Origin of the sequence: Devosia elaeis, from assembly GCF_001650025.1 — a bacterium.
In the GTDB taxonomy this organism is placed as follows: Bacteria; Pseudomonadota; Alphaproteobacteria; order Rhizobiales; family Devosiaceae; genus Devosia; species Devosia elaeis.
In genome coordinates, this window is record NZ_LVVY01000064.1 from 34538 (window position 1) to 57186 (window position 22649).

Here is a 22649-nt window from a genome sequence, read left to right on the forward strand (position 1 = left end):
GCCGCCGTCAAGTGAGCAGCGGCTGCGGCCGGGGCCGGGTAATGGCCTGATAGGCGAGGTTGATGGCCGACATGCGGGCCGTCGCCATGTCGATCAGGTCTTCCGGCACGCCCTTGGCGATCAGCCGGTCGGGGTGATGCTCGGCCACGAGGAGCCGGTAGACCCGGCGCACTTCCTCGGGCGGGGCATCGTGGGACAGGCCGAGCACCGTATAGGGATCGACATCGTCATCCAGCATCACATGCTGGGACGCGATCTGCTCGAAGCGGGCCTCGTCGAAGCCGAAAATGACGCTGACCTCGCGCAGGTATTCGAGCTCGGCCTCGTGCACCAGGCCATCGGCCGTGGCGATGAAGAACAGCCCGTCGAGCACATGTTCCAGCGTTTCGGGCGTATCGGCGAAGAACCGGGCCACCTTGCGGGCATAGGCCTCGTAGCCGGCCACGTCCTGCTTGGCCAGGTTGAACAGCTTTTCCACCTGCGGTTCCTGCCCCTTGGCGATCTCCACCGTGGCGTTGAAGGCGCGCACTTCCGACGCCGTCACCGCGCCATCGGCCACCGCCATCTTGGCCGAAAGGGCGATCAGCGCCAGGGTGAAGGCGGCGTCGCGCCCGCCGGGCAGCCAGGTATCGGGGTCCAGAATGTCGGCGACCTTGCCGGCAAGCCCGGTGCGCGCCGAGAACGAGCCGAGAAACTGCGTGAAATGCTGCCACACATCCCGGTTTTCCTCAGCCTTGCGGACGCAGCACAACATGTCGGGACTTCTCCTGCTTGGCCCTCAGACTAGCGCCTGGCACGATTGGGGTCCATGCCCCCGGCCGCATGGCCGCCCTGCCCTATTGGCCGAACGGATAATAATAGGTGTCGCCATAGGCGGGGGGATAAGGCCGATTGGGCCCGGAGCCGGGGCCCTGGTCGAGCCAGAACCCGCCGGCATCGTAATCGCTGGGCGGCGGACTGCCCTGCCCGCGGCGATTGGCCAGGAATTCGGAAAGCGGGCCGGATTCCCAATCCTCGAGCTCCTGGGCGGTAACGACCGGGGCCGGATTGTCGACGATCAGCGGCGGCTGGTTCACCGTCGGCTGGGGATTGATGACGGGTGCCGGCGGCCTCGAGGCCACCGAAGCGGGACGCTCGGAAACCGGGGTCGGGAAGGTGACGGTCCTGGTCGGCGAGGCGACGGGCGGCGTCACCGGCGGCTGGGTCGGGGCCGCGGGCGCAGGCTGCGGCGTCACCGCGGGAGATGGCGGGCTTGCGGCCGGACGTGGAGCCGGAGCCGGCGTGGCGGGAGCCGGTGCGGCGGGCGTGTCGCCATTGCTGATATAGCTCGGCAGGGGCCGGCCCGATTGCAGATAGGCATCCACCGCATCGCCGTCCGATGTCGCGGCTGCGGCGGTGCGCACCGGCTCTTCGGCAGGCGGCGGCGCCTCGGCCTCGGCGGCGGGGGCAGGAGCGGCCGGCTCCGGGCGCTCGGCCGCGGCTTCCTCGGGCTCTTCCTGCACCACGGCCACTTGCGGCTCGGGCGCGGAGGCGAATTGCCTGGCGATCAGGTCGGCCGTGGGAATGGCCACGATCAACGCGGCCCCGGCCCAGGCCAGTCCATTGGTGATGCGGCGACGATCGAATTGCATAGGCTTGGTTCCGAAGGCATGTGCCCTTTTGGGGCGAACATGCCCCTGTTCATGGCCAGAATATGGAAAGGCGCGCGGCAAATATCGCGCCGCGCGCCTGAACTGGCGATGAACGGGACGCCTTCAGGGCCGCCGGCCGAGCAGCCGCGCCAGCGCCAGAACCAGGTTCGAGCGGTTGAGCGTATAGAAGTGGAACTCGGTCACGCCCTCGTCGAGCAGCTCGGTCACCTGCTCGGCGGCGACCGCCGCGGCCACCAGCGCATGGGTCTCCGGATCGTCCTCAAGTCCTTCGAAACGCTCGGCAAGCCAGGCCGGGATGGAGGCGCCGCAGCGGGCGGCGAAGCCCGAAATCTGCTTGAAGGAATGGATCGGCTGAATGCCCGGCACGATGGGCGCCGTGACCCCGGCCCGGCGCGCCCGCTCGAGATAGCGCAGGTAATCGGCATTGCTGAAGAACATCTGCGTGATGGCCCGGTCGGCCCCGGCATCGAGCTTGCGCTTCAAATTATCGATATCGGCATCCCAATCGGCGCTCTGGGGGTGTTTTTCGGGATAGGCGGCGACGGAAATGTCGAAATCGCCGATCCTGCGGATGCCCGCCACGAGATCGGCGGCATTCTGATAGCCCTCGGGATGAGGCGTGAAGGGCTGGCCGACGCCTTCCGGCGGATCGCCGCGCAGGGCCACGATGCGGGACACCCCGGCGGCCTGATAGCCCCGCACGACCTCATCGACTTCATCGCGGGTGGCGCCCACGCAGGTGAGATGGGCCGCGGCCGGCACGCCGGTATCGGACTTGATGCGGCTCACCATGCGCAGCGTGCGCTCGCGCGTGGAGCCGCCCGCGCCATAGGTGACGGAGACGAAACGCGGATGCAAAGGCGCCAGCTTCTGGATGCTCTCCCAGAAGCGCTCTTCCATCGCGTCGGTCTTGGGCGGGAAGAATTCGAAGGAAAGCTGCAGGTCCGGGCGCTGGCCGGCGGTCAGTCGGCTGGCGCGGAGATTGTCGTCGAGCATAATGGTCTAGTCCGTTCTGTTGCGGTCGCCGAGGTGCCAGAGGCAGACCGTCAGGCCGCGATCCTTGGTATCGCTGGGAAATTCGCGCATGGCGAGCACGTCGAGCCCCGCCAGAGCGGCCCAGCCATTCATCTGCTTCGGCGACAGGCCGAGCCGCCGATGGGCATGCTCGCTGCGCAGGAATTCGAGGTCGTGCGGCGCGAAATCCACGATGAGGATTTCCCCGCCCGGCTTGAGCAGGCGTCGCGCCTGCGCCAGCATCCGGCCCGGATCGTCGAAATAATGCAGCACCTGGTGGATGACGATGACATCGGCCGGCCCGATGGCGGGGTCCAGCGCGCCGATATCGCCCAGGCGCACCTGGGCATGCGTCAGGCCGGACGCGGCGAGGCGCGAGCGCGCCACGGCCAGCATTTCGCGGCTGGAATCGATGCCGATCCCGTGCTTGTAGGCCGGCGCCAGCACTTCCAGCATGCGGCCGGTGCCGGTGCCCAGATCGACCAGGAAATCGACGCTGCGCCCGCCCAGCTCGGCCAGGATGGCCGCTTCCACCGCCGCTTCGGGCACGTGCAGGGTTTTCAGCAGATCCCAGCTTTCGGCCACCTTGGCGAAATAATCGCCCGCCAAGGCCTGCTGCGCCGCCCGCGCCTCGGCCTGGCGGGCCTTGTCGCGGCGGCGCTCGGGATCGGCCGGATCGACCCGCGCCGTCAGCCAGCGCGCCAGATCGGCCCCCTGCCCGTTCGGCGCCAGCCGGTAATAGGCCCATGCGCCCTCGGCATGCCGCTCCACCAGGCCCGCATCGGCCAGGAGCTTGAGATGGCGCGAGACGCGCGGCTGGCTCTGGTCCAGAATTTCGGTGAGATCCTTGACCGAGTGATCCCCATCGGCCAGAAGCGCGAGCAGGCGCAGGCGCGTGCTTTCGCCCGCTGCCTTCAACACCCCGACAAGTTTGTTCAAACCGCCCATCGCGCCCTCGGATATAAAGATATCTTTATATGCAATTCGCGCGCGAGGTCCAGCCCGTTCTTGCGATCGGTTTAGGGGAGGCGCCTCCCTCCCCCTTGAGGGGAGGGAATGAGGGTGGGGGTTCGGGCCTATCAGCAATCGCCACAACCATGCGAGTACGCTGCACCTCCAGAACCCCCACCCCGGCCCTCCCCTCAAGGGGGAGGGAGGCGATGGAGCCCCCCCCGATTTGAGCCATGCGGAAAATCGTGTTAGGCGCGGCGGACAAAGTCTTTTCGTCAACCAGCCAATCCCCACACCGGAGCCGACCTGGCCGCATCCCCCGATGCGCCGCGTGGAGCATTTGACCGGGGGCCAGAAGGAGAGCCATGCCGACCGAGCTGATCGAGACCTATCCGTTGATCGGAACCGCCATGGCGCTGGTGCTGCTGGCCCTGGCGGCGCTGTTCGCCAATTTCGTGGTCAAGGTCCTGCTGCTGCGGCTGGTCAATCGGCTGGTGTCCTATACGGCCTATGGCAAGGACGCCGAATTGCGCCGCCATGGCGTCATCGAGCGGCTGGCCAATGTGATGCCCGCCCTGGTGGTTTCGGCCGGGATCGCGCTGGTGCCCAACCTGCCCGAATTCCTGGTCATCGTCGTGCGCAACGTGGCCAATGCCACGATCATCCTGACCGTGGCCATGGCGGTGAGCGCCAGCTTCAACGTCATCGACGTCATCTATCACCGCCGGCCCCAGGCCCGGCTTCGCCCGATGAAGGGCTATATCCAGGTCTTCAAGATCGCCATCTATGTGGTGGCGGCGCTGCTGATGCTGGCCACCCTGCTCGATCAATCGCCCCTGATCCTGCTGTCGGGCCTGGGCGCCATGGCCGCCGTGCTGATCCTGGTGTTCCAGGACACCTTGCTGGCCCTGGTGGCCGGCATCCAGATTTCGTCCACCGACATGGTGCGCGTCGGCGACTGGGTGGAGATACCCGGCCAGAGAGCCGATGGCGCCGTCATCGCCATCGAACTGCACACGGTCAAGGTGCAGAACTGGGACAAGACCATCACCACCGTGCCGATCCGCAAGCTCGTGACCGAGCCGTTCATCAATTGGCGCGGCATGCAGGAATCGGGCGGCCGCCGCATCAAGCGGGCCATCCATATCGACCAGAGCAGCATCCGCTTCCTCAGCCAGGACGAGTTGGACCGGCTGCAGGCCATCGGCCTGCTGGAGCATTACCTGCTGAAAAAGCGCGAAGAGCAGTCGGAATGGAATGCCGGGCTCGGCGAGCGGGCCAAGATATCGGCCAATACCAGGCGCTCCACCAATATCGGCACTTTCCGCGCCTATGCCGAGGCCTATCTGCGCAACCATCCCCATATCCATCAGGGCATGACCATCATGGTCCGGCAATTGGCGCCCGGCCCTGACGGCCTGCCGATCGAGCTCTATGCCTTTACCGACACCGTGGCCTGGGTCGATTACGAGGGCATCCAGGCCGATATTTTCGACCATCTCTATGGCGTGCTGAGCGAATTCGACCTGCGCGTGTTCCAGAACCCGGCGGGACACGACATGCAGCGGATTGGTGCAGTTGGTGAGAGTGGGGGTCCGGCGTGATCTCCAGAGCCTCATGGTGAGCTTGTCGAACCACGAGGTCGGGCGCGCCGAAAGCTAGAGCGTTTCATCGACTGAAACGGCAGACGCTTTCACCCAATTTGCCGTCATTGCGGGGCCTGTCCCGGCAATCCATCTTGCCGCAGGCATGGACCACCGGGTCCTCGGGTCAAGCCCAAGGATGGCCCGGTGGTGACGATGATGGGGATAGTTGTTTCAGCTCGATGGTGAAACGACCTAATTGCCACACGCGTAGTGGCGCTGGCATTTCCGCGTGACTCTCAGGCCGTCTGCCGGTCTTCGGTCATGGCGCGCTTGCGGAAGGAATGGGCGCGCCAGAGTTCGAAGATGTTCCGGGCGTCCTCGCTGTCCAGCGCCTCGAAACGCGACAGGACCATGCTCTTGTCGGCTTCGCTCGGCAGGTCGCGCCAGGGCAGAGTCGCCACGATGGCCTCGAACAGGTCGGGGCTGAGCCGGGCGGCGCGCAGGGCGACGGTGACCGCCACGTAATCCTGGCTGGCGAGCCACTTGACCACCACTTCGGGCGAAACGCTCAGGATCACCGCCATGGCGGCGGCGGCATGGTGCCCATAGCCGAAGCGGGCGAACCGGGCCAGGGCGCGGTCATCGAGCTGCTTGCGGTCGGCCAGGCCCTTGACCTGGTTATAGGCGACTTTCCATTCCTGGGCGCTGAAACCGGCCCGGTTGCGGATGCGGTTATAGACGACGGTATTGACCTTACCGGCAGCGACCGGGTCGAAGCGGCGCTCGACCTCGCCCAGGGATTCCAGCACCTTGCCGGCGACTTCGTCGATCTCGCCGCGCAGCGATTTCCAGTCGATATCGGCACGGCCCCGCAGGTCGGCGGCGATTTCGGCATCCTTGGCGGCGCGCTCGACCAGCTTTTCCAGCGTCGCGCGATCCAGCTCGGCGCGGCTATTGCGCACCAATTGCACCACGGAGGCCTTCTCGCCATGCTCGACAATGGCTTCGCCGACGCGCTCATTGAGCCCGGCGCGGCTGGCAATGGCCAGGCGATGGCCCTCGGATTGCTTGGCGATGATGTCGATGAGATCGTCGTCGCTCAGCACGCTGGAAAATTCCAGCAGCGGGCGGGCCACCTCGATATCGTCATTGGCGAGCTTCAGCACCACCGTGCCCGGCGCGCGGTCCAGCGGCGCCAGCAGCTTGGCGACATGCACGCGGGCCTCGAGCTCGACCAATTCGGCGAGCTGGCACAGGACCTCGTCATATTGGGCCACCTGCTCGTCGTCGCAGCGATCGGACACGAAGCTGAACAGCCGCGCCATGTTGCGGAACAATTGCTCGCGCTCGGTCTGATTGTCGTCGCCGTTGAGCACGCGAAAATTCGCGAATGCGCGATGGCCTTCGTCCAGGTCGGTCATGGCGTCGGTCATTGGTGGTCTCTCCCGGCTTCTGCCGCACAGTTCCACCAGCTTGCCCGGGAACGTCTTGCGGGACCTGAAGGTGGCGCGGGGGATTTGAATCAAATTGTAGCCATCGGCCCGCCGGCCATGAAAAAGGCCCCGGAGACTGTGCTCCGGGGCCTCGTTCGATCTTGTGGAAATCCTAGCGGAGATCGAAGCGATCGGCGTTCATCACCTTGGTCCAGGCCGCCACGAAATCCTTCGTGAACCGGGCCGGGCTGTCGGCCTGGCCATAGACCTCGGCAACGGCACGCAATTGCGAATGCGAGCCGAAGATGAGGTCGATGCGCGTGCCGGTCCAGCGGATCTCGCCGCTCTTGCGGTCACGACCCTCATAGACACCCTCTTCGCCCGCCTTGGGCTGCCAGACGATGTCCATGGTCAGCAGGTTCGTGAAGAAGTCATTGGTCAGCGTCTCGGGGCGATCCGTGAACACGCCATGATCGTTGACGCCGATCTTGAGGACACGCAGGCCGCCCAGCAGCACGGTCAGCTCCGGTCCGGTCAGGCCGAGAAGCTGCGCCTTGTCCACCATGGCCTCTTCCGGCTTCATGAATTGCCGGCCGCTGAGATAATTGCGGAAGGCATCGGCGCGCGGCTGCAGCGCGGCGAAGGAGTCCACGTCGGTCTGTTCCGCCGAGGCATCCATGCGGCCGGGCGTGAAGGGCATGACGACTTCCTGCCCGCCATCGCGGGCCGCCTTCTCGATGGCGGCGCCACCGGCCAGCACGATCAGATCGGCCAGCGATACCTTCTTGCCGCCGCTCGCGGCTGCATTGAACTCGGCCTGGATGGCTTCGAGCGCCGAAAGCACCTTGGCCAATTGCTCGGGCTTGTTGACTTCCCAATCCTTCTGCGGGGCGAGGCGGATGCGCGCACCATTGGCGCCGCCGCGCTTGTCCGACTTGCGGAAGGTGGAGGCCGACGCCCAGGCCGTTCCGACCAGCTCGGCAACCGAGAGGCCCGAATCCAGGATCTTGCCCTTGAGCGCCGCGATATCGGCGTCATCCACCAGCGGGTGATCGACCGCCGGGATGACGTCCTGCCAGATCAGGTCCTCGGCCGGAACCTCGGGCCCGAGATAGCGGACCTTGGGGCCCATGTCGCGGTGGGTCAGCTTGAACCAGGCGCGGGCAAAGGCGTCCGCGAACTGGTCCGGATTTTCCATGAAGCGACGGGAAATCTTTTCATAGACCGGGTCGAAGCGCAGTGACAGGTCGGTGGTGAGCATGCGCGGCACATGGCGCTTTTCCGGATCGAAAGCGTCCGGAATGGTGGCGCCGGCGCCCTTGGCGCGCCATTGCTTGGCCCCGGCCGGGCTCTGCTCCAGCTCCCATTCATAGCCGAACAGGTTCCAGAAGAAATTGGTGCCCCACTTGGTGGGGGTCGTGGTCCAGGTGACCTCGAGGCCCGAGCCGATCGTGTCGGCGCCCAGCCCGCTATTGTAGCCGCTCTTCCAGCCCAGGCCCTGGTTCTCGATATCGGCGCCTTCCGGGGCCGCCGCGATCAGCGAGGGATCGCCCGCGCCGTGGGTCTTGCCGAAGGTATGGCCGCCGGCGATCAGCGCCACGGTTTCCTCGTCGTTCATCGCCATGCGGCGGAAGGTCTCGCGGATATCGCGCGCCGCCGCGATCGGATCGGGATCGCCGTTCGGGCCTTCGGGATTGACGTAGATCAGGCCCATCTGCACGGCCGCCAGCGGCTCCTCGAGCTGGCGCTCGCCGCTATAGCGGCTGTCGCCCAGCCAGGTGCCTTCCGGACCCCAGTACAGCTCCTCGGGCTCCCATACATCGGCGCGGCCGCCGGCGAAACCGAAGGTCTTGAAGCCCATGGTTTCCAGCGCCACGTTGCCGGTGAGGATCATCAGGTCGGCCCAGGAAATTGCATTGCCGTATTTCTGCTTGATCGGCCAGATCAGGCGGCGCGCCTTGTCCAGATTGACATTGTCCGGCCAGGAATTGAGCGGGGCGAAACGCTGTTGGCCCATGCCGGCGCCGCCACGGCCATCGGTGATGCGATAGGTGCCGGCGCTATGCCAGGCCATGCGGATGAACAGGCCGCCATAATGGCCGAAATCGGCCGGCCACCAATCCTGGGAATCGGTCATAAGCGCGGCGAGGTCCGCCTTGACCGCGGCCAGGTCCAGCGACTTGAACGCCTCGGCATAGTCGAAATCCGGCCCCAGCGGGTCGGACAGGGAAGAATTGGTGTGCAGCACCTGCACGTCCAGCGCCTCGGGCCACCAATCGCGGTTCTTGCTGCCGCCGCCATGCGGGAACGGGCACTTGCCGGCTTCGGACTTGGGATTCGGATCGGTCATGAGGGGCCTCCAAAGATATGTCAGCGGCCTTATAGGGGGGTGACAATCATTAGGCCAATCGATAATTCTTGAGCCAGTGATAGGAAAAAATTATCGTGAGCATTACCCTCAAACAGATGCGCTACGCCCTGGCCGTGGCCCGAACCGGCCACTTCGGGCGGGCGGCGGAAGCTTGCGCCGTCTCGCAGCCGGCCTTGTCCCAGCAAATCCTGGCGCTGGAGGCCCATTGCGGCACGCCCCTGTTCGACCGGCTCAAGTCGGGCGTGCAATTGACCCCGTTCGGACAGGACTTCCTGGCCCTGGCGCGAGAGACCGTCCGCAGCGCCGAGGCGCTCGACACTTTCGTGCTCAGCAACAACGGCAGGCCCAGGCGGCCGCTCCGCTTCGGCCTGATCCCCACCGTGGCGCCCTATCTGCTGCCCACGATCTTTCCGGCGCTGACCGATGCCCTGCCGGAGCTGCGCTTCGCCATCAGCGAAAGCCGCACCGAAACCCTTTTGGACGGCCTCAGGGACGGCAGCCTCGACATCGCCCTCATCGCCACCGAATTGCCGCTGAACGGGCCGAAACTGGCGGTCTCCCCGCTCTTCGACGATCCCTTCGTGCTGGCCACGCCGCGTGGCGAGCCGACGGCACAGCCGGTCTCGCTTTCGGCCCTGGCGCCCGAGCGCATCCTGCTCTTGGACGAGGGCCATTGCTTCCGCGACCAGACCATTTCCGCCTGCCGTCTGGACGCCGACCGCAGCGCTCGGACCTTCGCGGCCACTTCGCTCTCGACCATCGTGGAATTCGTCGCCAACGGCCAGGGGGTCACCCTGCTGCCCGAGATCGCGCTGCGCAAGGAAGGCAGCGATCCTCGCATCGCCCTGCACAGGCTCGACGACCCCGAGGCGGGCCGCCAATTGCGGCTGGTCTGGCGCGACGCCACGCCCTATGGCGCCACGTTCGAACGCATTGCAACGGTTATCCGCGCGGCGCGAAAATCAAGCCAGGCGCGCCCGGCGCTGGCGGAAACTGTCATAGCTGAAGACCACCAGCGACAGCCAGATGAGCACGAAGCTCAATAGCCGCAGGGAATTGAGCTGCTCGCCGAACAGCAGGATCGCCACCAGGAACTGGATGGACGGCGCCAGATATTGGAACATGCCGATCGTGGTGAGACGCAGCCGCCGCACGCCATAGGCAAAGAGCAGGAGCGGCACCGCCGTGGCCGGCCCGGTGAGCACCAGCAGCAGCATCATTGTCGGGTCGGCATGGGCCCCGGGGCCATTGGTGGCGATGTCGAAGACGATATAGGCCATGGCGAAGGGGGCGACGACCAGGGTTTCGGCAAACAGGCCCGTGGCTGGGCCGGCCTGCGCCGTCTTGCGGATGAAGCCATAGAAGCCAAAGGAAAAGGCCAGGCCCAGCGCGACATAGGGCACATTGCCCAGGCCCGCTGCCTGGATGAGAATGGCGATGGCGGCAATGACGATGGCGATGGTCTGCAACCGGTTCTGCCGCTCGCCGAGAAAGATCATGCCGATGGCGACATTGACCAGCGGATTGATGAAATAGCCGAAACTGGCCTCCAGCACCTGTCCCGTTTCCACCGCCCAGACATAGAGCAGCCAATTGCCGACCAGCAGCAGCGCCGAAAGCGCGATAATGCGCATCTTGCGCCAATCGGCGAGCAGGCTGCGAACCTCCGGAAAGCCTTTCACCACGAAAAGCACCCCAGCCAGCAGCACCAGCGACCACACGGTCCGCTCGGCCACGATCAGCACCGCGCCGGCCGCTTCCAGCAGGCGGAACAGGATGGGCAGGAAGCCCCAGAGCAGATAGGCGGCCAGCGCCGCGATCACGCCCCTGCGGGTCTCGCCGGCATCGGCATGGGGCGTGGACGCCACGGGACGGGCGATTTCGGGCGATTGCTCGGGCAGGGTCATGGATATCTCCGCGCCACGACGGGCGCCTTCCCCATCTAGCAGCCGGAAGCGAATGCGACAAATCAGACTTTGTGATCCGCGCGCCTTGCATTGGTGATGGGCGAGGACAACCTTTTGACTCGGTCGGACGTTTGGCCCCGAGGCATGCCTGCAACCATGCCCGAGCCCATCCCCAATGCGAGGAGCAGCAAATGAAGAAGACCACCACCTGGATTCTGATCGCCGACGGCACCCAGGCCCGTGTGCTTGAACATACCGGTCCCGGCAAGGGCCTGGCCAATGTGAAGGGGCTCGACTGGTCCATTCCCCCGCTGCAATCGCAGGACATCGACACCGACAGGCCCGGCCGCGCCCATTCGACGGTCGGGCGCTCCGCCATGGAGCCCAAGACCGATCCGGCGCAGCACCGCGAGGCCGAATTCGTGCGCAACATTGCCGGCGCGCTGGACGAAAAGGCCAAGGCCGGCGCCTTCGACCGGCTGATCGTGGCTGCAGCTCCCATCGCGCTCGGCCAATTGCGCAAGGTACTGTCCGACCACGTCAGGAAGGCCATCGTCGCCGAACTCGACAAGGACCTGACCAACCTGCCGACGCCGCAATTGGCCAAGCACCTGGACGGGATTATCGCGGTTTAGCACCTCTCGTCATTGGCCGTGAGACTGGATGGACCACCGAGCCAGGCCCGGTGGTAACGAGGACCGAAAAGACGGCACAATAGCTTTTGCAATCAAAGGGTTGAGCGAAAAAGAGGAATCAAACTGCCAACGCATTGAATCAGTTTGGCAAGCAGCTGACTCGACGTGCGAAGGCATTGAATCGGGAGGTGAGCCATTGGTTCCTACCCCCTCCCCCTTTGGTTCGATTACCTGCACCTTCGCAGCTGGCAGTGGGTTCGACCCGAGGGTTCTTTGTTTCTGGGTGTACCGCAAACGCCCTCGGGTCGAGCCCGAGGTGACGATCCGTGGGTGGGGTGGTTCGGCTGTCCATTGATGGACCTCCTCCCTCATTTCTTCCGCTCAAGGGGGGACTGACCCGAGGGTGACGAGCGGTGGACGGGGAGGTTCAGTCCTCGTCGTCTTCATCGTCCTCATCCTCGCCATCGAAAGCGTCGAGGAATTGCAGCAACAGGGAATTGACGAGGTCGGGGCGCTCGATGCTGGGCAGGTGGGCGACGCCGTCGAGCAGCACCGCGAAGGCATTGGGCATGGTTTCCGAGAGGGTTTCGTGCCGCTCGATAATGGCTGAAAAATCCTCGCTGCCCACGATGAGCAGGCTGGGCGCGGCGATTGCCTCAATGCGGGACCAGGCCTCGGGCCGTTCTTCCTCGCCGTTCAGCGCCGGCTTGGCGAGGGCATTGCCGTTCATATCGAGAAAGAGCGCCCGCGCCGCGCCGCCGACGCGGACGCTCTGGGCGCGCGGGCCATCGAGCCAGGCATGAGCTTCGACGCGGTTGAGCAGGTCCCGGTCGCCCCGCTCCCAGGCATCGTCGCCGGCCATTTCCACGGCCTGTTCGTCGGCCGTGACGCTCCAGGGCGCACCGGTGACCGAGGTGCCGATCAAAACGAGGCCAATCACCCGGCCCGGATGGCGCAGGGCGAAGTCCAGCGCCAAACCGCCACCCAGCGAGCAGCCGACGAAAAGCGCCGCATGGATATCGCGCGCATCGAGCAGCGCTTCGAGATCGTCGAGGTGATTGAAAGTCTCGTCGGGGCTTTCGGTTTCGCCATAGCCGCGCCGGTCATAGGCGATGGCATGCCAGCCGGCATCGGCCACCTCCCGCATCTGGTCCAGCCACATGCGCTTGTCGCCGACCCCGGCATGGAGGAAGATGACGGGGAGGCCTTCGCCCTGTTCCAGCCCAACCAGAACGGCGCCGCCGCTCCGCACGGAAAAGGGCGTGGCGGCATGCCCGTCTTCAATTGTCACTGCAGCAACGCCGCGCAGAACCTAGTACCGTCCTGTCCACCCTGCCAGCAGCCCGCCTCGTCGGGAACGGGCCGGAACGTGCCCAGATCCTGCGGAAAGCTGCCCGGGCCGGGTTCGGCGGCGCCGATATAGCCAATGCCCTCGCCATCGGCGACATGGGCGAAGACGAAGACCTGCCCATCGGGCAGCGCGAAGGTGATGCCGCCGCCATCGGCGGTGACATCGCACGCGAAGCTGCCATAGCCGGTGAATGAACATTGTCCCGGCGCGGCATGGGCCGGACCGGCGAGGGCGAGGCCAGCCAGCAATACCGCCCCCGTCACAAAAATCTTCATGCATTCCCCCAGAACGCGAACCCGATCGGGCCTTATCCCCGTTTTGTACAGCTTATCGCAGAAAGTCCAGCGAACCCAACGGCTTTTCACGGGCGGCGGTGGAGACTTGGTAAAGGGCGGGATGGACCCGCTATCAGCGGCGCGGGAAGAATTCGGAGGTGACTTCGAGATCGCGGTCGGCGCGGGTGGCAATGCCCTCTGGCGGGCGATGGGCGGCGAGAACCCGGTCGCGCTCGCGGATCAGATGGGCGATCTCGTCGTGATAGGCGGCGAAAATGGCGGTGAGCCAGCGATTGACCAGATAGGACGGGCGCGGCATCTGCATGTCGAAGCGGGGCAAGAGGGCGATGCTGGTTTCCGCATCGGCCCAGTCGTCCCCCACCACCCATTGATTGACCGTGAAGAGGCGCAGCAATTGACCCTGCCCGTCCACGCCGATGGCGGCCAGGTGGTGGATGGGCCCGCCCGGCCCCTCGGGCCGCAGGAAGCAATGGAAATGGCCGTGCTCGGCTGCGCCCGCCTCGGCCGGATGGCAATGATAGAACCATTGCGCATTGCTGGCCGGGTCGAAGACGTCGCCGGCCGGATAATGATCCCAGGCGGCGATCTGATCGACGCCCGCGAAAGTTTCGGAGAGCACGTTGAGCCCGCCCTTGGCCAGGACGGCCTCGCAGATGGCGATTTCGGCCAGGGCCCGTTCGCGCTCTCCGGACATCAGGACGGCACCACCAGGTCCGGAGCCTCCTCGCCTTCCGGCTTGGCCAGCGGCGCGGGCGGAGGCGGCTGCAATTGCGGCGCAGCTTCGGCGGCCGGCCGCTGTGCCGGCGGCGGCGGGGGCGCGAGCTTTTGCGGCTCGGCCGGGCGTTGCGCGGGGGGCGGAGGCGGCGGCGCCTTGGCCGGCGCGGCGGGAGCGCCCGCGGCACAGGGCGCCAGGGGCGCGCCGGCGGCGCAAGGTGCGCTCACCGCGCCGGCCGCACAGGGCGCGGCAGCGCAAGGCGACGCGCCGGCACTGGCGGTCGTGCTGCCATAGACCGGGCGCGGCGGCACCGGCTTGTTCAGGTGATCTGCGGCGATGGCGGCAGTGGTGACGGCAAGCGCGGCGCCGAAGAGAAGCGTATTGCGACCGCTCATTTCTTGAACCCATCCAGGCCGAAGACCGGGCGGAGCCAGACCCCGCCAATGGAGCCGACAAAGGCGGCGGCGAACCAGAGCCAGCCGTGCAGGCTCCCCGTGGCGATGCCGGAGAACAGCGCCCCGATATTGCAGCCGAAGGACAGGCGCGCGCCGTAGCCCATCAACAGGCCGCCGATAATGGCGGCCAGCAGCGAGCCCAGCGGCAGCTTGGCCTTGGGCGCGAATTTCCCGGCAATGGCGGCGGCCAGGGCCGCGCCCAGCACCAGGCCGAAATCCATGACGGACACCGTATCGGCCAGGACGCTGGAATTGAGCGCCTGAGCCTGGGCCGGCCAGGTCCAGAATTCCCAGCTTGCCACGTCCACGCCGACAGCCTGGGCGATCTTGGCGCCCCAGAGGCCGAAACCATAGGTGATCGACCAGGGATGGCCGGCCACGAGCAGAGTGGCGATATTGAGCAGGGCCAGCACCAGTCCGGCGCCCACCAGCGGCCAGGGACCGTAGAAAATCCAGCTCCAGCCCTGGCGCGCCGGGGCCGGTTCGGCTTCTATATTGCCATGGACGCGCTTTTCGATGAGCGCAGTGACCAGCGCCACGAGCGCCAGGCCCGCAATGGTGGCGGCGATGGCGAAGCCGACGCCCAGCTCGCTGCCCAGGCTCATGGCCGGCAGCGCCGGCTGTTCGAGCCAGAAGGGCAGATGCGCCGTGCCGATGACCGCGCCGATGATGAAGAAGGCCAGCGTCACCAGCATGCGGGCGGAGCCGCCGCCCACGGTGAACAGGGTGCCCGAGCCGCAGCCGCCGCCCAATTGCATGCCGAGCCCGAAGATCGCGGCGCCCAACAGCACCGAAACCCCGACCGGCGCCATGGCGCCGACCATGGCCTGGCCGCCGATATTGCCGGCCGCGACCAGCGGGATCATGGCCAGGGCGGCCACCCCGATGGTGAGCATCTGCGCCCGCATGCCACGGCCGCGCTTTTCCACCACCATGCGCTTCCAGCCGCCGGTGAAGCCGAACGAGCCGTGATAAAGCGCCACGCCCAGCCCGCCCCCGATCAGGAACAGCGCGCCCTGGCGCAGATCGACCTGCCAGGTGATGAAGGCGAAGCCGGCCAAGAGGAAGGCGGCGGCGACGAAAAGCGGCGCGCGATCCATTGCCGCGGGCGGCAGGAATTTCGGCGCGGATGCGGAAATATCGCTCATGATTCTCGAAAAGTCCGGTGTTTTAAAAGTTTTGGATGCTGCTGCCGCAAGGCGCAACATCCAAAACGGGATATTTGTCTCTGATCCCGCACCGCTCGTCACCCTCGGGTCAAGCCCGAGGGTGACGAAGGGTGGGGAATGGCCCGCAGCTCTTACTGGATCGGGCGGGCCGGGTCGGCGGCCCATTCGGCCATGGAGCCGTCATACATGGCGGTGTTCTTGTTGCCACCCACCTCGCTCAGCGCGAACCAGGCGATCGAGGCCCAATGGCCGGTATTGCAGAAGACGATGTTCTTCTCGCCCTCGGCCAGGCCTGCGCCCTGGGCCAGTGCCGCCACGGTTTCGGGCAGGGCGAAGCTGGCATAATCGGCGCTGTAGAAGCTCGAATGCGGAATGTTGCGGGCGCCGGGAATGGTGCCCTCGATGCGCACGACCGGGCTCTTGGACTGGCCCAGGAACTGCGCTTCCGGCCGGCCGTCGATCAGCGCGGTGCCGTCGGCCAGGGCCGCCTCGACATCGGCGGTCGTGGCGCGATATTCGGGGCGCACATTGATCGGGAACGTGGCGGCTTCCGGCACGACGGCCTCGGCAACGCGCTCGCCGCCAACGGCGTCGTATTGGCGCCAGCCGCCGTCAAGGATCGAAACAGCGTCGTGGCCGAGATATTTGAAGGTCCAGTAGACACGGGTGGCGCCGCCGAATTCGGAGGAATCGGTGCCCCAGGGCACGATCACCACATGGTCATCGCCATCGATGCCCAGCCCGCCGATCAGCGCGGCGATTTCGGCATCGCCCGGAATCTGCCCCGGCACGCCTTCGACCTCGGTGCGCCAGCCATAGGAGCCATAGGGCGCCACGACGGCATTGGCGATATAGGGCAGCTCGCCCAGGTCGGTATCGGCGATGTTGTCGCGGATATCGATGATCTTGAGGTTCTCGTCGCCCGCATGGGCCTTGAGCCATTCGGCCGTCACCAGCGGGGTGACATCCTGGGCCTGAACGAGGACGGGCGAAGCCACCACGAAAGCGGCAGCGGCGATGAGCGATGCAAGACGCATTGCGGGCACTCCGGATTTGAATTCACCTGCTTTCTACACCGGATCGGTCGGGTAAAGCGAAGGACGGCGGCCTAAAATCCGTTCGCCCAAGGGAAAATTTGCGCGCCGGAGGCGCTGAAAAGGAAAAGGGGCGACCCGCCGGATCGCCCCCTCACCTCTTACCGCGTCAGCGGCTTGTATGTCGCCCGTTTCGGGTTCACCGCATCGGCGCCGAGGCGGCGGACCTTGTCGGCTTCGTAGTCCTGGAAATTGCCTTCGAACCATTCGACATGGCTGTCGCCTTCGAAGGCCAGCATGTGGGTGGCGAGGCGGTCGAGGAACATGCGGTCGTGGCTGATGATCACGGCGCAGCCGGCGAATTCCTCTAGCGCTTCCTCGAGCGCGGCCAGGGTTTCGGTGTCGAGGTCGTTGGTCGGTTCGTCGAGCAGGAGAACGTTGGCGCCCGACTTGAGCATCTTGGCCAAATGCACGCGGTTCCGCTGGCCACCCGAAAGATTGCCGACCTTCTGCTGCTGGTCGCCGCCCTTGAAGTTGAAGGCCGAGGTATAGGCGCGGGAATTCATCTCGCGCTTGCCCAGCATCAGCACTTCGTCGCCCTCGGAGATTTCCTCCCAGACCGTCTTGTTCGGGTCGAGCGCGTCACGGCTCTGGTCGACATAGCCCAGATGTACGTTCTCGGCGACGGTGACGCTGCCGCTATCGGGCTTTTCCTGGCCCGTCAGCATCTTGAACAAGGTGGTCTTGCCGGCGCCGTTGGGGCCGATGATGCCAACAATGCCGCCGGGCGGCAGCTTGAAGCTGAGATCGTCGATCAACAGGCGATCGCCGAAGGACTTGCTGAGATTTTCGACGGTGATGACGTTCTGGCCCAGCCGCTCGCCGGGCGGAATGATGATCTGGGCGGTGTGCGACTGGGTGCGCGCCTCGTTGAGCTTGACCAGCTCGTCATAGGCCTTGATACGCGCCTTGGACTTGGCCTGGCGGGCCTGGGGCGACTGGCCCATCCATTCCTTTTCGCGCTCCAGCACCTTGGCGCGGGCAGCGTCCTCGCTCTTTTCCTGGGCGAAGCGCTTGGCCTTGGCGTCGAGATAGGCCGAATAATTGCCCTCATAGGGCACGCCGCGACCGCGGTCGAGCTCGAGAATCCAGCCGGTGACATTGTCGAGGAAATAGCGGTCGTGGGTGATGATCAGCACCGCGCCGTCGAATTCGCGCAGGTGCCGCTCCAGCCAGGCCGTGGTTTCGGCATCGAGATGGTTGGTCGGTTCGTCGAGCAGCAGCAGGTCCGGCTTGGAGAGCAGCAGCGCGCAGAGCGCGACGCGGCGCTTTTCACCGCCGGACAGATTGGTGACATCGGCATCGCCGGGCGGGCAACCCAGGGCTTCCATGGCCACTTCCACCTGGGATTCGAGATCCCACAGGTTCTGCGCGTCGATGATGTCCTGCAGGCGGGTCGCCTCGTCGGCGGTCTCGTCGGAATAGTTCATCATCAACTCGTTGTAGCGGTCGACGATGTCCTTCTTTTCCTTGACGCCCATCATGACGTTGCCGAGCACGTTCAGCGCCGGATCGAGCTGGGGTTCCTGGGCCAGGTAACCCACGCGGGCGCCATCGGCCACCCAGGCCTCGCCGGTGAAATCGGTATCGATGCCGGCCATGATCTTGAGCAGGGTCGACTTGCCCGAGCCATTGGGGCCGAGCACGCCGATCTTGGCATCGGGGTAGAAGGAGAGGTTGATATTATCCAGCACCTTCTTGCCGCCGGCATAGGCCTTGGACATTCCGTGCATGTGATAGATGAACTGGCGCGCCATGGCGTCGAGACCTCTTCTAGGGGTAAGCTGATTTGGCGCCTATGTAGGCCATGGCGCAGACCGGGGCAACGCCCCGGCGGAACAACATGGCCGCGCCTCCGTTGCCTAGGAGCGACGAAGGAGCGTCAATGTCGGACCTGTGGTACAAGAACGCCATCATCTATTGCGTGGATGTCGAGAAATTCATGGATGCCGACGGCGATGGCGTCGGCGATTTCCGGGGCCTGGCGGACAGGCTGGATTATCTCGAACGGGTCGGCGCCAATTGCCTCTGGCTCAATCCCTTCTTCCCCACGCCCAACCGCGACAACGGCTATGACGTGACCGATTATTACGGCGTCGATCCGCGCCACGGCACGCTGGGCGATTTCGTCGAATTCATGCATGCGGCCGAAGATCGCGGCATGCGGGTGATCATCGATCTCGTGGTCAACCACACCTCGGTGGAGCATCCCTGGTTCCAGGATGCGCGCACTTCGCCGGATTCGCCGTTCCGCGACTGGTATGTCTGGCGTGACGAAAAACCGGCCGATGCGGCGGACGGCATCATCTTCCCCGGCGTACAGAAATCCACCTGGACCTATGACCGCAAGGCCGGCGCCTATTACCTGCATCGGTTTTATCCGCACCAGGCCGACCTCAACACCGCCAATCCCGAAGTGCAGGCGGAAATCCTCAAGATCATGGGGTTCTGGCTGGCCCTGGGCGTCTCCGGCTTCCGGGTCGATGCCGTGCCCTTCCTGGTCGAGGACAAGGATGGCGGCGGCCGGCAGGAGGATTTCGGCCTGCTGACCCGCATGCACGATTTCCTCGCCTGGCGCCGCGCCGGCGCGGTGCTCCTTGCAGAAGCCAGCATCACCTATGAGCGCACGGACGATTTCTTCGACCGGGGCGACAGGATGAGCATGGTCTTCGATTTCCTGCTCAACCAGCACCTGATCCTGGCTTTCGCGCGCGAGAGCGCTGCCCCGCTGCGGCAGGTCTTTGCGCGCCGGCCACTGCCCGGCGGCACCGGGCAATGGGCCAATTTCCTGCGCAGCCACGACGAATTGAGCCTCGAGCGGCTGAGCCTGCAGGAGCAGCAGGAATGCTTTGCCGCCTTTGGCCCCAGGCCCGAGCACCAGATTTACGATCGCGGGCTGCGGCGACGGCTGGCCGGCATGTTCGACGGCGACCAGAAGCGGCTGGAACTGGCCTATTCGCTGCTCTTCGCCCTGCCCGGCACACCCGTCCTGTGGTTCGGAGAGGAAATCGGGCTCGGCGAGGACCTGTCCCTGCCCGAGCGCGAGGCGGTGCGCACGCCCATGCAATGGGCCGATGAACGCCATGGCGGCTTTTCCCGCGCCGGCAGCGACATGCCGGAAATGCCCCGGCGCGGCGGCCGGTTCGGCTATCGAACCATCAATGTCGCCGACCAGATCCGCCGGCCGGATTCGCTGTTGCAGGCCATCCGCGCCATGATCGGCAATCGCCGTTCAGCGCCGGAAATCGGCTGGGGCGAAACCAGCCTGATCGATGTAGGCGATGACGACGTGCTGGTGCTCGTCTCGGAATGGCGCGGCGGCAAGGTGGTCACCCTGCACAATTTCACCGCCCGCTCCAAATCCATTCAATTGTCCATCGAGGGGGTGGAACGCTACCTGCCCATGCTGTCCACCATCGGGGAATTGCAGACCTTCCCCGCCAGCCAGGCGGTGGACCTGCCGCCCTATGGCTATTGCTGGCTGCGTTGTGACCGCGAGCGGCGGTAACCGGCAGCAATGTCGTTCCTTTGCCCATTAGGACGCAAGAGTTCGACAGATCTATGGACCCGCCCCCATCGTCATTGCCGGGCTTGTCCCGGCAATCCAGTCTTGCTGCGCCGCCCATGGACCACCGGGACAAGCCCGGTGGTGACGGAGGAGAGAAAACGCATTCTCTCCAAACCATGCGCCGGTTCAGTCTTCCCGCGTAAGAGCGCATCACGCCGCTTCCACCTGCACCGGCACCGATTTGAACGCCGGGGTTTTGCTGCGCGGATCGACTGCCGTGCCGACCAGGACATTGGCCTCGGGGTAATAGGCCAGCGCGGAGCCGGGCGGCAGGTCGAACAGGGTGGCGATCCCCTCCATAATGCCGGCATCGGAGGTGACGACCACCCTTTGGCCCTCCACCAGACCTCGCGCCCGCATGTCCTCGGCGCTGAGGAAGATGGAGCGCCGTCCCGCCTTGCCGCGATAGGAATCTTCTTCCTCGTAGATGATGGAATTGAACTGCCCCTCGCTGCGCACCGAGGCCAGCATGAGCCGGCCGGGCTCGACGACCGGCACAGGGGTGACGACGAAATGCGCCCGCCCGTCCGGCGTGCCGAATTCGGGCACATGCAGCACCCTGTTGCGGATGTGGAATTCGCGCTTGGCCACGTCGATATCGGCCAGGTCCTCCATGCCCGGCACGATGGCGGCGATGGCATCGCGAATGCGGGCATGGCCGGAAAAAGCTTCGAAATCGATGGGCGAATGGGGCAGCATGCGCTTGCCCAATTGCCCGAGAATCCAGCTTTCCGGGCGGACGCTGTCGATGCGGGAGATGCCGCCATCGGAAAGGCGGACGAAATTGAACATGGATTCCTGCGTCGTTGGTTCCCATTCCTCGTCACGGGCGGTGACCGGCAGGATCATCACCTCGCCGTCGCCCAGGCCATGCACATGCCCCTGGTTGAGCGTGGTGGTGAGGAAGAGCTTGAAGCCGATGGCCGCCATGGCGCGGGTGGAAAACGCGGTGTCGGGCGTCGCCGCCCAGAGATTGCCGCCCATGATCACCGCCGCATCGACCTGCCCCGCCTCGGCCTGGGTGAGGCAGGCCATGGTGTCGAGGCCCTTCTCTGGCGGGAACGTGACGCCGAAGACTTCTTCCATTTTCGTGAGGACATCGCGCGCCAATACCGGCTTGACCCCGATCGTGCCGATGCCCTGCACATTGGAATGCCCCCGCAGCGGCAGGAGGCCGGCAAAGCGCTTGCCCACCATGCCGCGCAGCAGCGCCAGATTGGCGATGGCCTCGACATTGGCGGTGCCGTGGACATGGTGCGTCATGCCCATGCCCCAGGCGAAGACGGCGTTTTCGGACCGGCCATAGGCGGCGGCGACCCGGCCGATCTCCTCGCGGGAGAGCCCGCAGCGCGCGGTGATCTCGTCCCAGGCCAACGCATCGAGATCGGCGCGGAACGCTTCGAAGCCGGCGCCATGGGCGGCGATGAAATCCATATCCGCCCTGCCCTGCTCCAGCACCGCCTTGGCCAGGCCCTTGAACAGGGCGATGTCCGAGCCGATGCGCGGCTGGAGATAGTCCGAAGCGATCTCGCTGCCGCCCTTGAGCATGGAAGACGGCGATTTCGGCACCGCGAATTTGACCAGGCCCGGCTCCTTGGCCGGATTGATGACGATGACCTGCCCGCCCCGCTCGCGGCAATTCTTCAGCATGTGGATGAAGCGAGGATGGTTCGACGAGGGATTGGCGCCGATGACGAAGATCAGGTCGGCGCCCGTCAGGTCTTCGAGCTCGACCGTCGCGGTGCCCTTGCCGATCGTGGTGGCCAGCCCTTCGCTGGTCGCCTGATGGCAATAATAGGAGCAATTGTTGACATTGTTGGTGCCATAGGCCCGCGCCAGCAATTGGAACAGGAACCCCGCTTCATTGGACGAGCGGCCGGAGGAATAGAAAAAACTGCGCCGCGGATCGGTCTCGGCCAGCCGGTGGGCGGCATGCTCCAGCGCCGTGTCCCAGTCGATGGGCGTAAAACGGCTGGCACCGGCGCGGCGGAACAGCGGCGTGCCCAGCCGACCCAGATGCTCCATTTCCCTGCCGCTCAGCTCGGCCAGGTCCGCGATGCTGTGCTCGAAGATGGGGTGGGGAATGGGCGGCTGGATGTCGGTGGATTGCGCCTGCACCGATTTGTTGCAGACCGAGGGGAATTCGCCCAGCTCATTGGTCATGCCGCCATTCTGCCCGCCCATGCCATAGGCGCAGGCCTTGCAGGTATTCTTGGCGCCCAGCGCCTTGGCGGCCTTGCCCACGCCCATCCGGCCGATGGTCTGGAGGGTATAGAGGACCTTTTTGGGGCCACCGCCCACGATGCTGCTGGTATCGGCCAAGTCTCGCTCCCTGATTGGCGCCAGTTTCGGCCGCGCGCCGGCCCGAAACAAGGGATAATTTGAAGCCCCGGACCGGAACGTCCGGTCCCCGCCGCCGTTGGCCCATATCCCCAACCCCGTTGCAGGAGAA

General features: G+C 65.5%; 19 protein-coding genes. 4 read left to right on the top strand and 15 right to left on the bottom strand.

The window, feature by feature from the left end:
- Nucleotides 1-7: 7 nt before the first annotated feature.
- From A3840_RS03745 to A3840_RS03760, 4 genes are all read right to left on the bottom strand, one after another.
- On the bottom strand, nucleotides 8-715 hold the full coding sequence (locus A3840_RS03745; protein WP_067452290.1) for a J domain-containing protein: 708 nt from the start codon (nucleotides 713-715) through the stop codon (nucleotides 8-10).
- A 121-nt stretch (nucleotides 716-836) separates the two neighbouring features.
- Entirely contained in the window at nucleotides 837-1631 is a 795-nt protein-coding gene (locus A3840_RS19835) for a hypothetical protein (protein ID WP_067452084.1), read from the bottom strand.
- Between the two features lie 123 nt (nucleotides 1632-1754).
- Nucleotides 1755-2648 (bottom strand): methylenetetrahydrofolate reductase [NAD(P)H], encoded by an 894-nt coding sequence (gene metF / locus A3840_RS03755; RefSeq protein ID WP_067452086.1) that lies wholly within the window; start codon nucleotides 2646-2648, stop codon nucleotides 1755-1757.
- 6 nt (nucleotides 2649-2654) lie between these two features.
- Nucleotides 2655-3605 carry an ArsR/SmtB family transcription factor gene (locus tag A3840_RS03760; RefSeq protein ID WP_245676541.1) on the bottom strand — a complete coding sequence of 317 codons (951 nt, stop codon included), beginning with the start codon at nucleotides 3603-3605 and terminating at the stop codon, nucleotides 2655-2657.
- A 377-nt stretch (nucleotides 3606-3982) separates the two neighbouring features.
- Here A3840_RS03760 and A3840_RS03770 point away from each other — a divergent pair, with 377 nt between their 5' ends.
- Nucleotides 3983-5221: a mechanosensitive ion channel family protein gene (locus tag A3840_RS03770; protein WP_067452092.1), complete on the top strand. Its 1239-nt coding sequence runs from the start codon at nucleotides 3983-3985 to the stop codon at nucleotides 5219-5221.
- Nucleotides 5222-5499: 278 nt separating this feature from the next.
- Here the strand turns inward: A3840_RS03770 and A3840_RS03775 are convergent, their stop codons facing one another.
- Nucleotides 5500-6636 carry a DUF2336 domain-containing protein gene (locus tag A3840_RS03775; RefSeq protein WP_067452094.1) on the bottom strand — a complete coding sequence of 379 codons (1137 nt, stop codon included), beginning with the start codon at nucleotides 6634-6636 and terminating at the stop codon, nucleotides 5500-5502.
- A 172-nt stretch (nucleotides 6637-6808) separates the two neighbouring features.
- Complete coding sequence (gene katG / locus A3840_RS03780; protein ID WP_067452097.1) at nucleotides 6809-8986, bottom strand: catalase/peroxidase HPI; 2178 nt, start codon at nucleotides 8984-8986, stop codon at nucleotides 6809-6811.
- Nucleotides 8987-9081: 95 nt separating this feature from the next.
- Here katG and A3840_RS03785 point away from each other — a divergent pair, with 95 nt between their 5' ends.
- The gene (locus A3840_RS03785; RefSeq protein WP_131798239.1) at nucleotides 9082-10053 is read left to right on the top strand and encodes a hydrogen peroxide-inducible genes activator; all 972 of its coding nucleotides are present in this window, start codon (nucleotides 9082-9084) and stop codon (nucleotides 10051-10053) included.
- Here the strand turns inward: A3840_RS03785 and rarD are convergent.
- On the bottom strand, nucleotides 9970-10914 hold the full coding sequence (gene rarD, locus A3840_RS03790) for an EamA family transporter RarD (RefSeq protein ID WP_082903628.1): 945 nt from the start codon (nucleotides 10912-10914) through the stop codon (nucleotides 9970-9972). The two genes, A3840_RS03785 and rarD, sit on opposite strands and share 84 nt — an antisense overlap.
- Nucleotides 10915-11105: 191 nt before the next feature.
- Here rarD and A3840_RS03795 point away from each other — a divergent pair, with 191 nt between their 5' ends.
- The gene (locus tag A3840_RS03795; RefSeq protein ID WP_067452102.1) at nucleotides 11106-11549 is read left to right on the top strand and encodes a host attachment protein; all 444 of its coding nucleotides are present in this window, start codon (nucleotides 11106-11108) and stop codon (nucleotides 11547-11549) included.
- Nucleotides 11550-11976: 427 nt separating this feature from the next.
- Here the strand turns inward: A3840_RS03795 and A3840_RS03800 are convergent, their stop codons facing one another.
- The 7 genes from A3840_RS03800 to ettA all read right to left on the bottom strand — a co-directional run bounded on the left by A3840_RS03800 (nucleotide 11977) and on the right by ettA (nucleotide 18386).
- Complete coding sequence (locus tag A3840_RS03800) at nucleotides 11977-12840, bottom strand: alpha/beta fold hydrolase (protein ID WP_082903629.1); 864 nt, start codon at nucleotides 12838-12840, stop codon at nucleotides 11977-11979.
- Nucleotides 12837-13175, bottom strand: a complete 339-nt coding sequence (locus A3840_RS03805) for a hypothetical protein (RefSeq protein WP_067452104.1) — start codon at nucleotides 13173-13175, stop codon at nucleotides 12837-12839. The genes A3840_RS03800 and A3840_RS03805 overlap by 4 nt, the downstream gene beginning before the upstream one ends.
- A gap of 133 nt (nucleotides 13176-13308) precedes the next feature.
- Nucleotides 13309-13890, bottom strand: coding sequence for a DUF6969 family protein (locus A3840_RS03810; RefSeq protein ID WP_067452107.1), 582 nt, complete (start codon nucleotides 13888-13890; stop codon nucleotides 13309-13311).
- Entirely contained in the window at nucleotides 13890-14306 is a 417-nt protein-coding gene (locus tag A3840_RS03815; protein ID WP_067452110.1) for a hypothetical protein, read from the bottom strand. The genes A3840_RS03810 and A3840_RS03815 overlap by 1 nt, the downstream gene beginning before the upstream one ends.
- Nucleotides 14303-15514 carry a YeeE/YedE family protein gene (locus A3840_RS03820; RefSeq protein WP_067452113.1) on the bottom strand — a complete coding sequence of 404 codons (1212 nt, stop codon included), beginning with the start codon at nucleotides 15512-15514 and terminating at the stop codon, nucleotides 14303-14305. The genes A3840_RS03815 and A3840_RS03820 overlap by 4 nt, the downstream gene beginning before the upstream one ends.
- Before the next feature lie 152 nt (nucleotides 15515-15666).
- Nucleotides 15667-16572: a sulfurtransferase gene (locus A3840_RS03825; protein WP_067452116.1), complete on the bottom strand. Its 906-nt coding sequence runs from the start codon at nucleotides 16570-16572 to the stop codon at nucleotides 15667-15669.
- Nucleotides 16573-16730: 158 nt separating this feature from the next.
- Nucleotides 16731-18386, bottom strand: a complete 1656-nt coding sequence (gene ettA / locus A3840_RS03830; protein WP_067452118.1) for an energy-dependent translational throttle protein EttA — start codon at nucleotides 18384-18386, stop codon at nucleotides 16731-16733.
- Between the two features lie 128 nt (nucleotides 18387-18514).
- On the opposite strand from ettA, the gene A3840_RS03835 reads away from it, so the two are divergent.
- Nucleotides 18515-20137, top strand: a complete 1623-nt coding sequence (locus tag A3840_RS03835) for an alpha-amylase family protein (RefSeq protein WP_067452120.1) — start codon at nucleotides 18515-18517, stop codon at nucleotides 20135-20137.
- Between the two features lie 210 nt (nucleotides 20138-20347).
- Here the strand turns inward: A3840_RS03835 and A3840_RS03840 are convergent, their stop codons facing one another.
- Complete coding sequence (locus A3840_RS03840) at nucleotides 20348-22519, bottom strand: FdhF/YdeP family oxidoreductase (RefSeq protein WP_067452122.1); 2172 nt, start codon at nucleotides 22517-22519, stop codon at nucleotides 20348-20350.
- Between the last annotated feature and the right edge of the window lie 130 nt (nucleotides 22520-22649).

Coding starts and splice junctions, on each gene's coding strand:
- A3840_RS03825 (WP_067452116.1), bottom strand. CDS start 16,572: ATGCGTCTTGCATCGCTCATCGCCGCTGCCGCTTTCGTGGTGGCTTCG.
- A3840_RS03810 (WP_067452107.1), bottom strand. CDS start 13,890: ATGTCCGGAGAGCGCGAACGGGCCCTGGCCGAAATCGCCATCTGCGAG.
- metF (WP_067452086.1), bottom strand. CDS start 2,648: ATGCTCGACGACAATCTCCGCGCCAGCCGACTGACCGCCGGCCAGCGC.
- katG (WP_067452097.1), bottom strand. CDS start 8,986: ATGACCGATCCGAATCCCAAGTCCGAAGCCGGCAAGTGCCCGTTCCCG.
- A3840_RS03805 (WP_067452104.1), bottom strand. CDS start 13,175: ATGAAGATTTTTGTGACGGGGGCGGTATTGCTGGCTGGCCTCGCCCTC.
- A3840_RS03795 (WP_067452102.1), top strand. CDS start 11,106: ATGAAGAAGACCACCACCTGGATTCTGATCGCCGACGGCACCCAGGCC.
- A3840_RS03815 (WP_067452110.1), bottom strand. CDS start 14,306: ATGAGCGGTCGCAATACGCTTCTCTTCGGCGCCGCGCTTGCCGTCACC.
- A3840_RS03835 (WP_067452120.1), top strand. CDS start 18,515: ATGTCGGACCTGTGGTACAAGAACGCCATCATCTATTGCGTGGATGTC.
- A3840_RS03775 (WP_067452094.1), bottom strand. CDS start 6,636: ATGACCGACGCCATGACCGACCTGGACGAAGGCCATCGCGCATTCGCG.
- rarD (WP_082903628.1), bottom strand. CDS start 10,914: ATGACCCTGCCCGAGCAATCGCCCGAAATCGCCCGTCCCGTGGCGTCC.
- A3840_RS03820 (WP_067452113.1), bottom strand. CDS start 15,514: ATGAGCGATATTTCCGCATCCGCGCCGAAATTCCTGCCGCCCGCGGCA.
- A3840_RS19835 (WP_067452084.1), bottom strand. CDS start 1,631: ATGCAATTCGATCGTCGCCGCATCACCAATGGACTGGCCTGGGCCGGG.
- ettA (WP_067452118.1), bottom strand. CDS start 18,386: ATGGCGCGCCAGTTCATCTATCACATGCACGGAATGTCCAAGGCCTAT.
- A3840_RS03770 (WP_067452092.1), top strand. CDS start 3,983: ATGCCGACCGAGCTGATCGAGACCTATCCGTTGATCGGAACCGCCATG.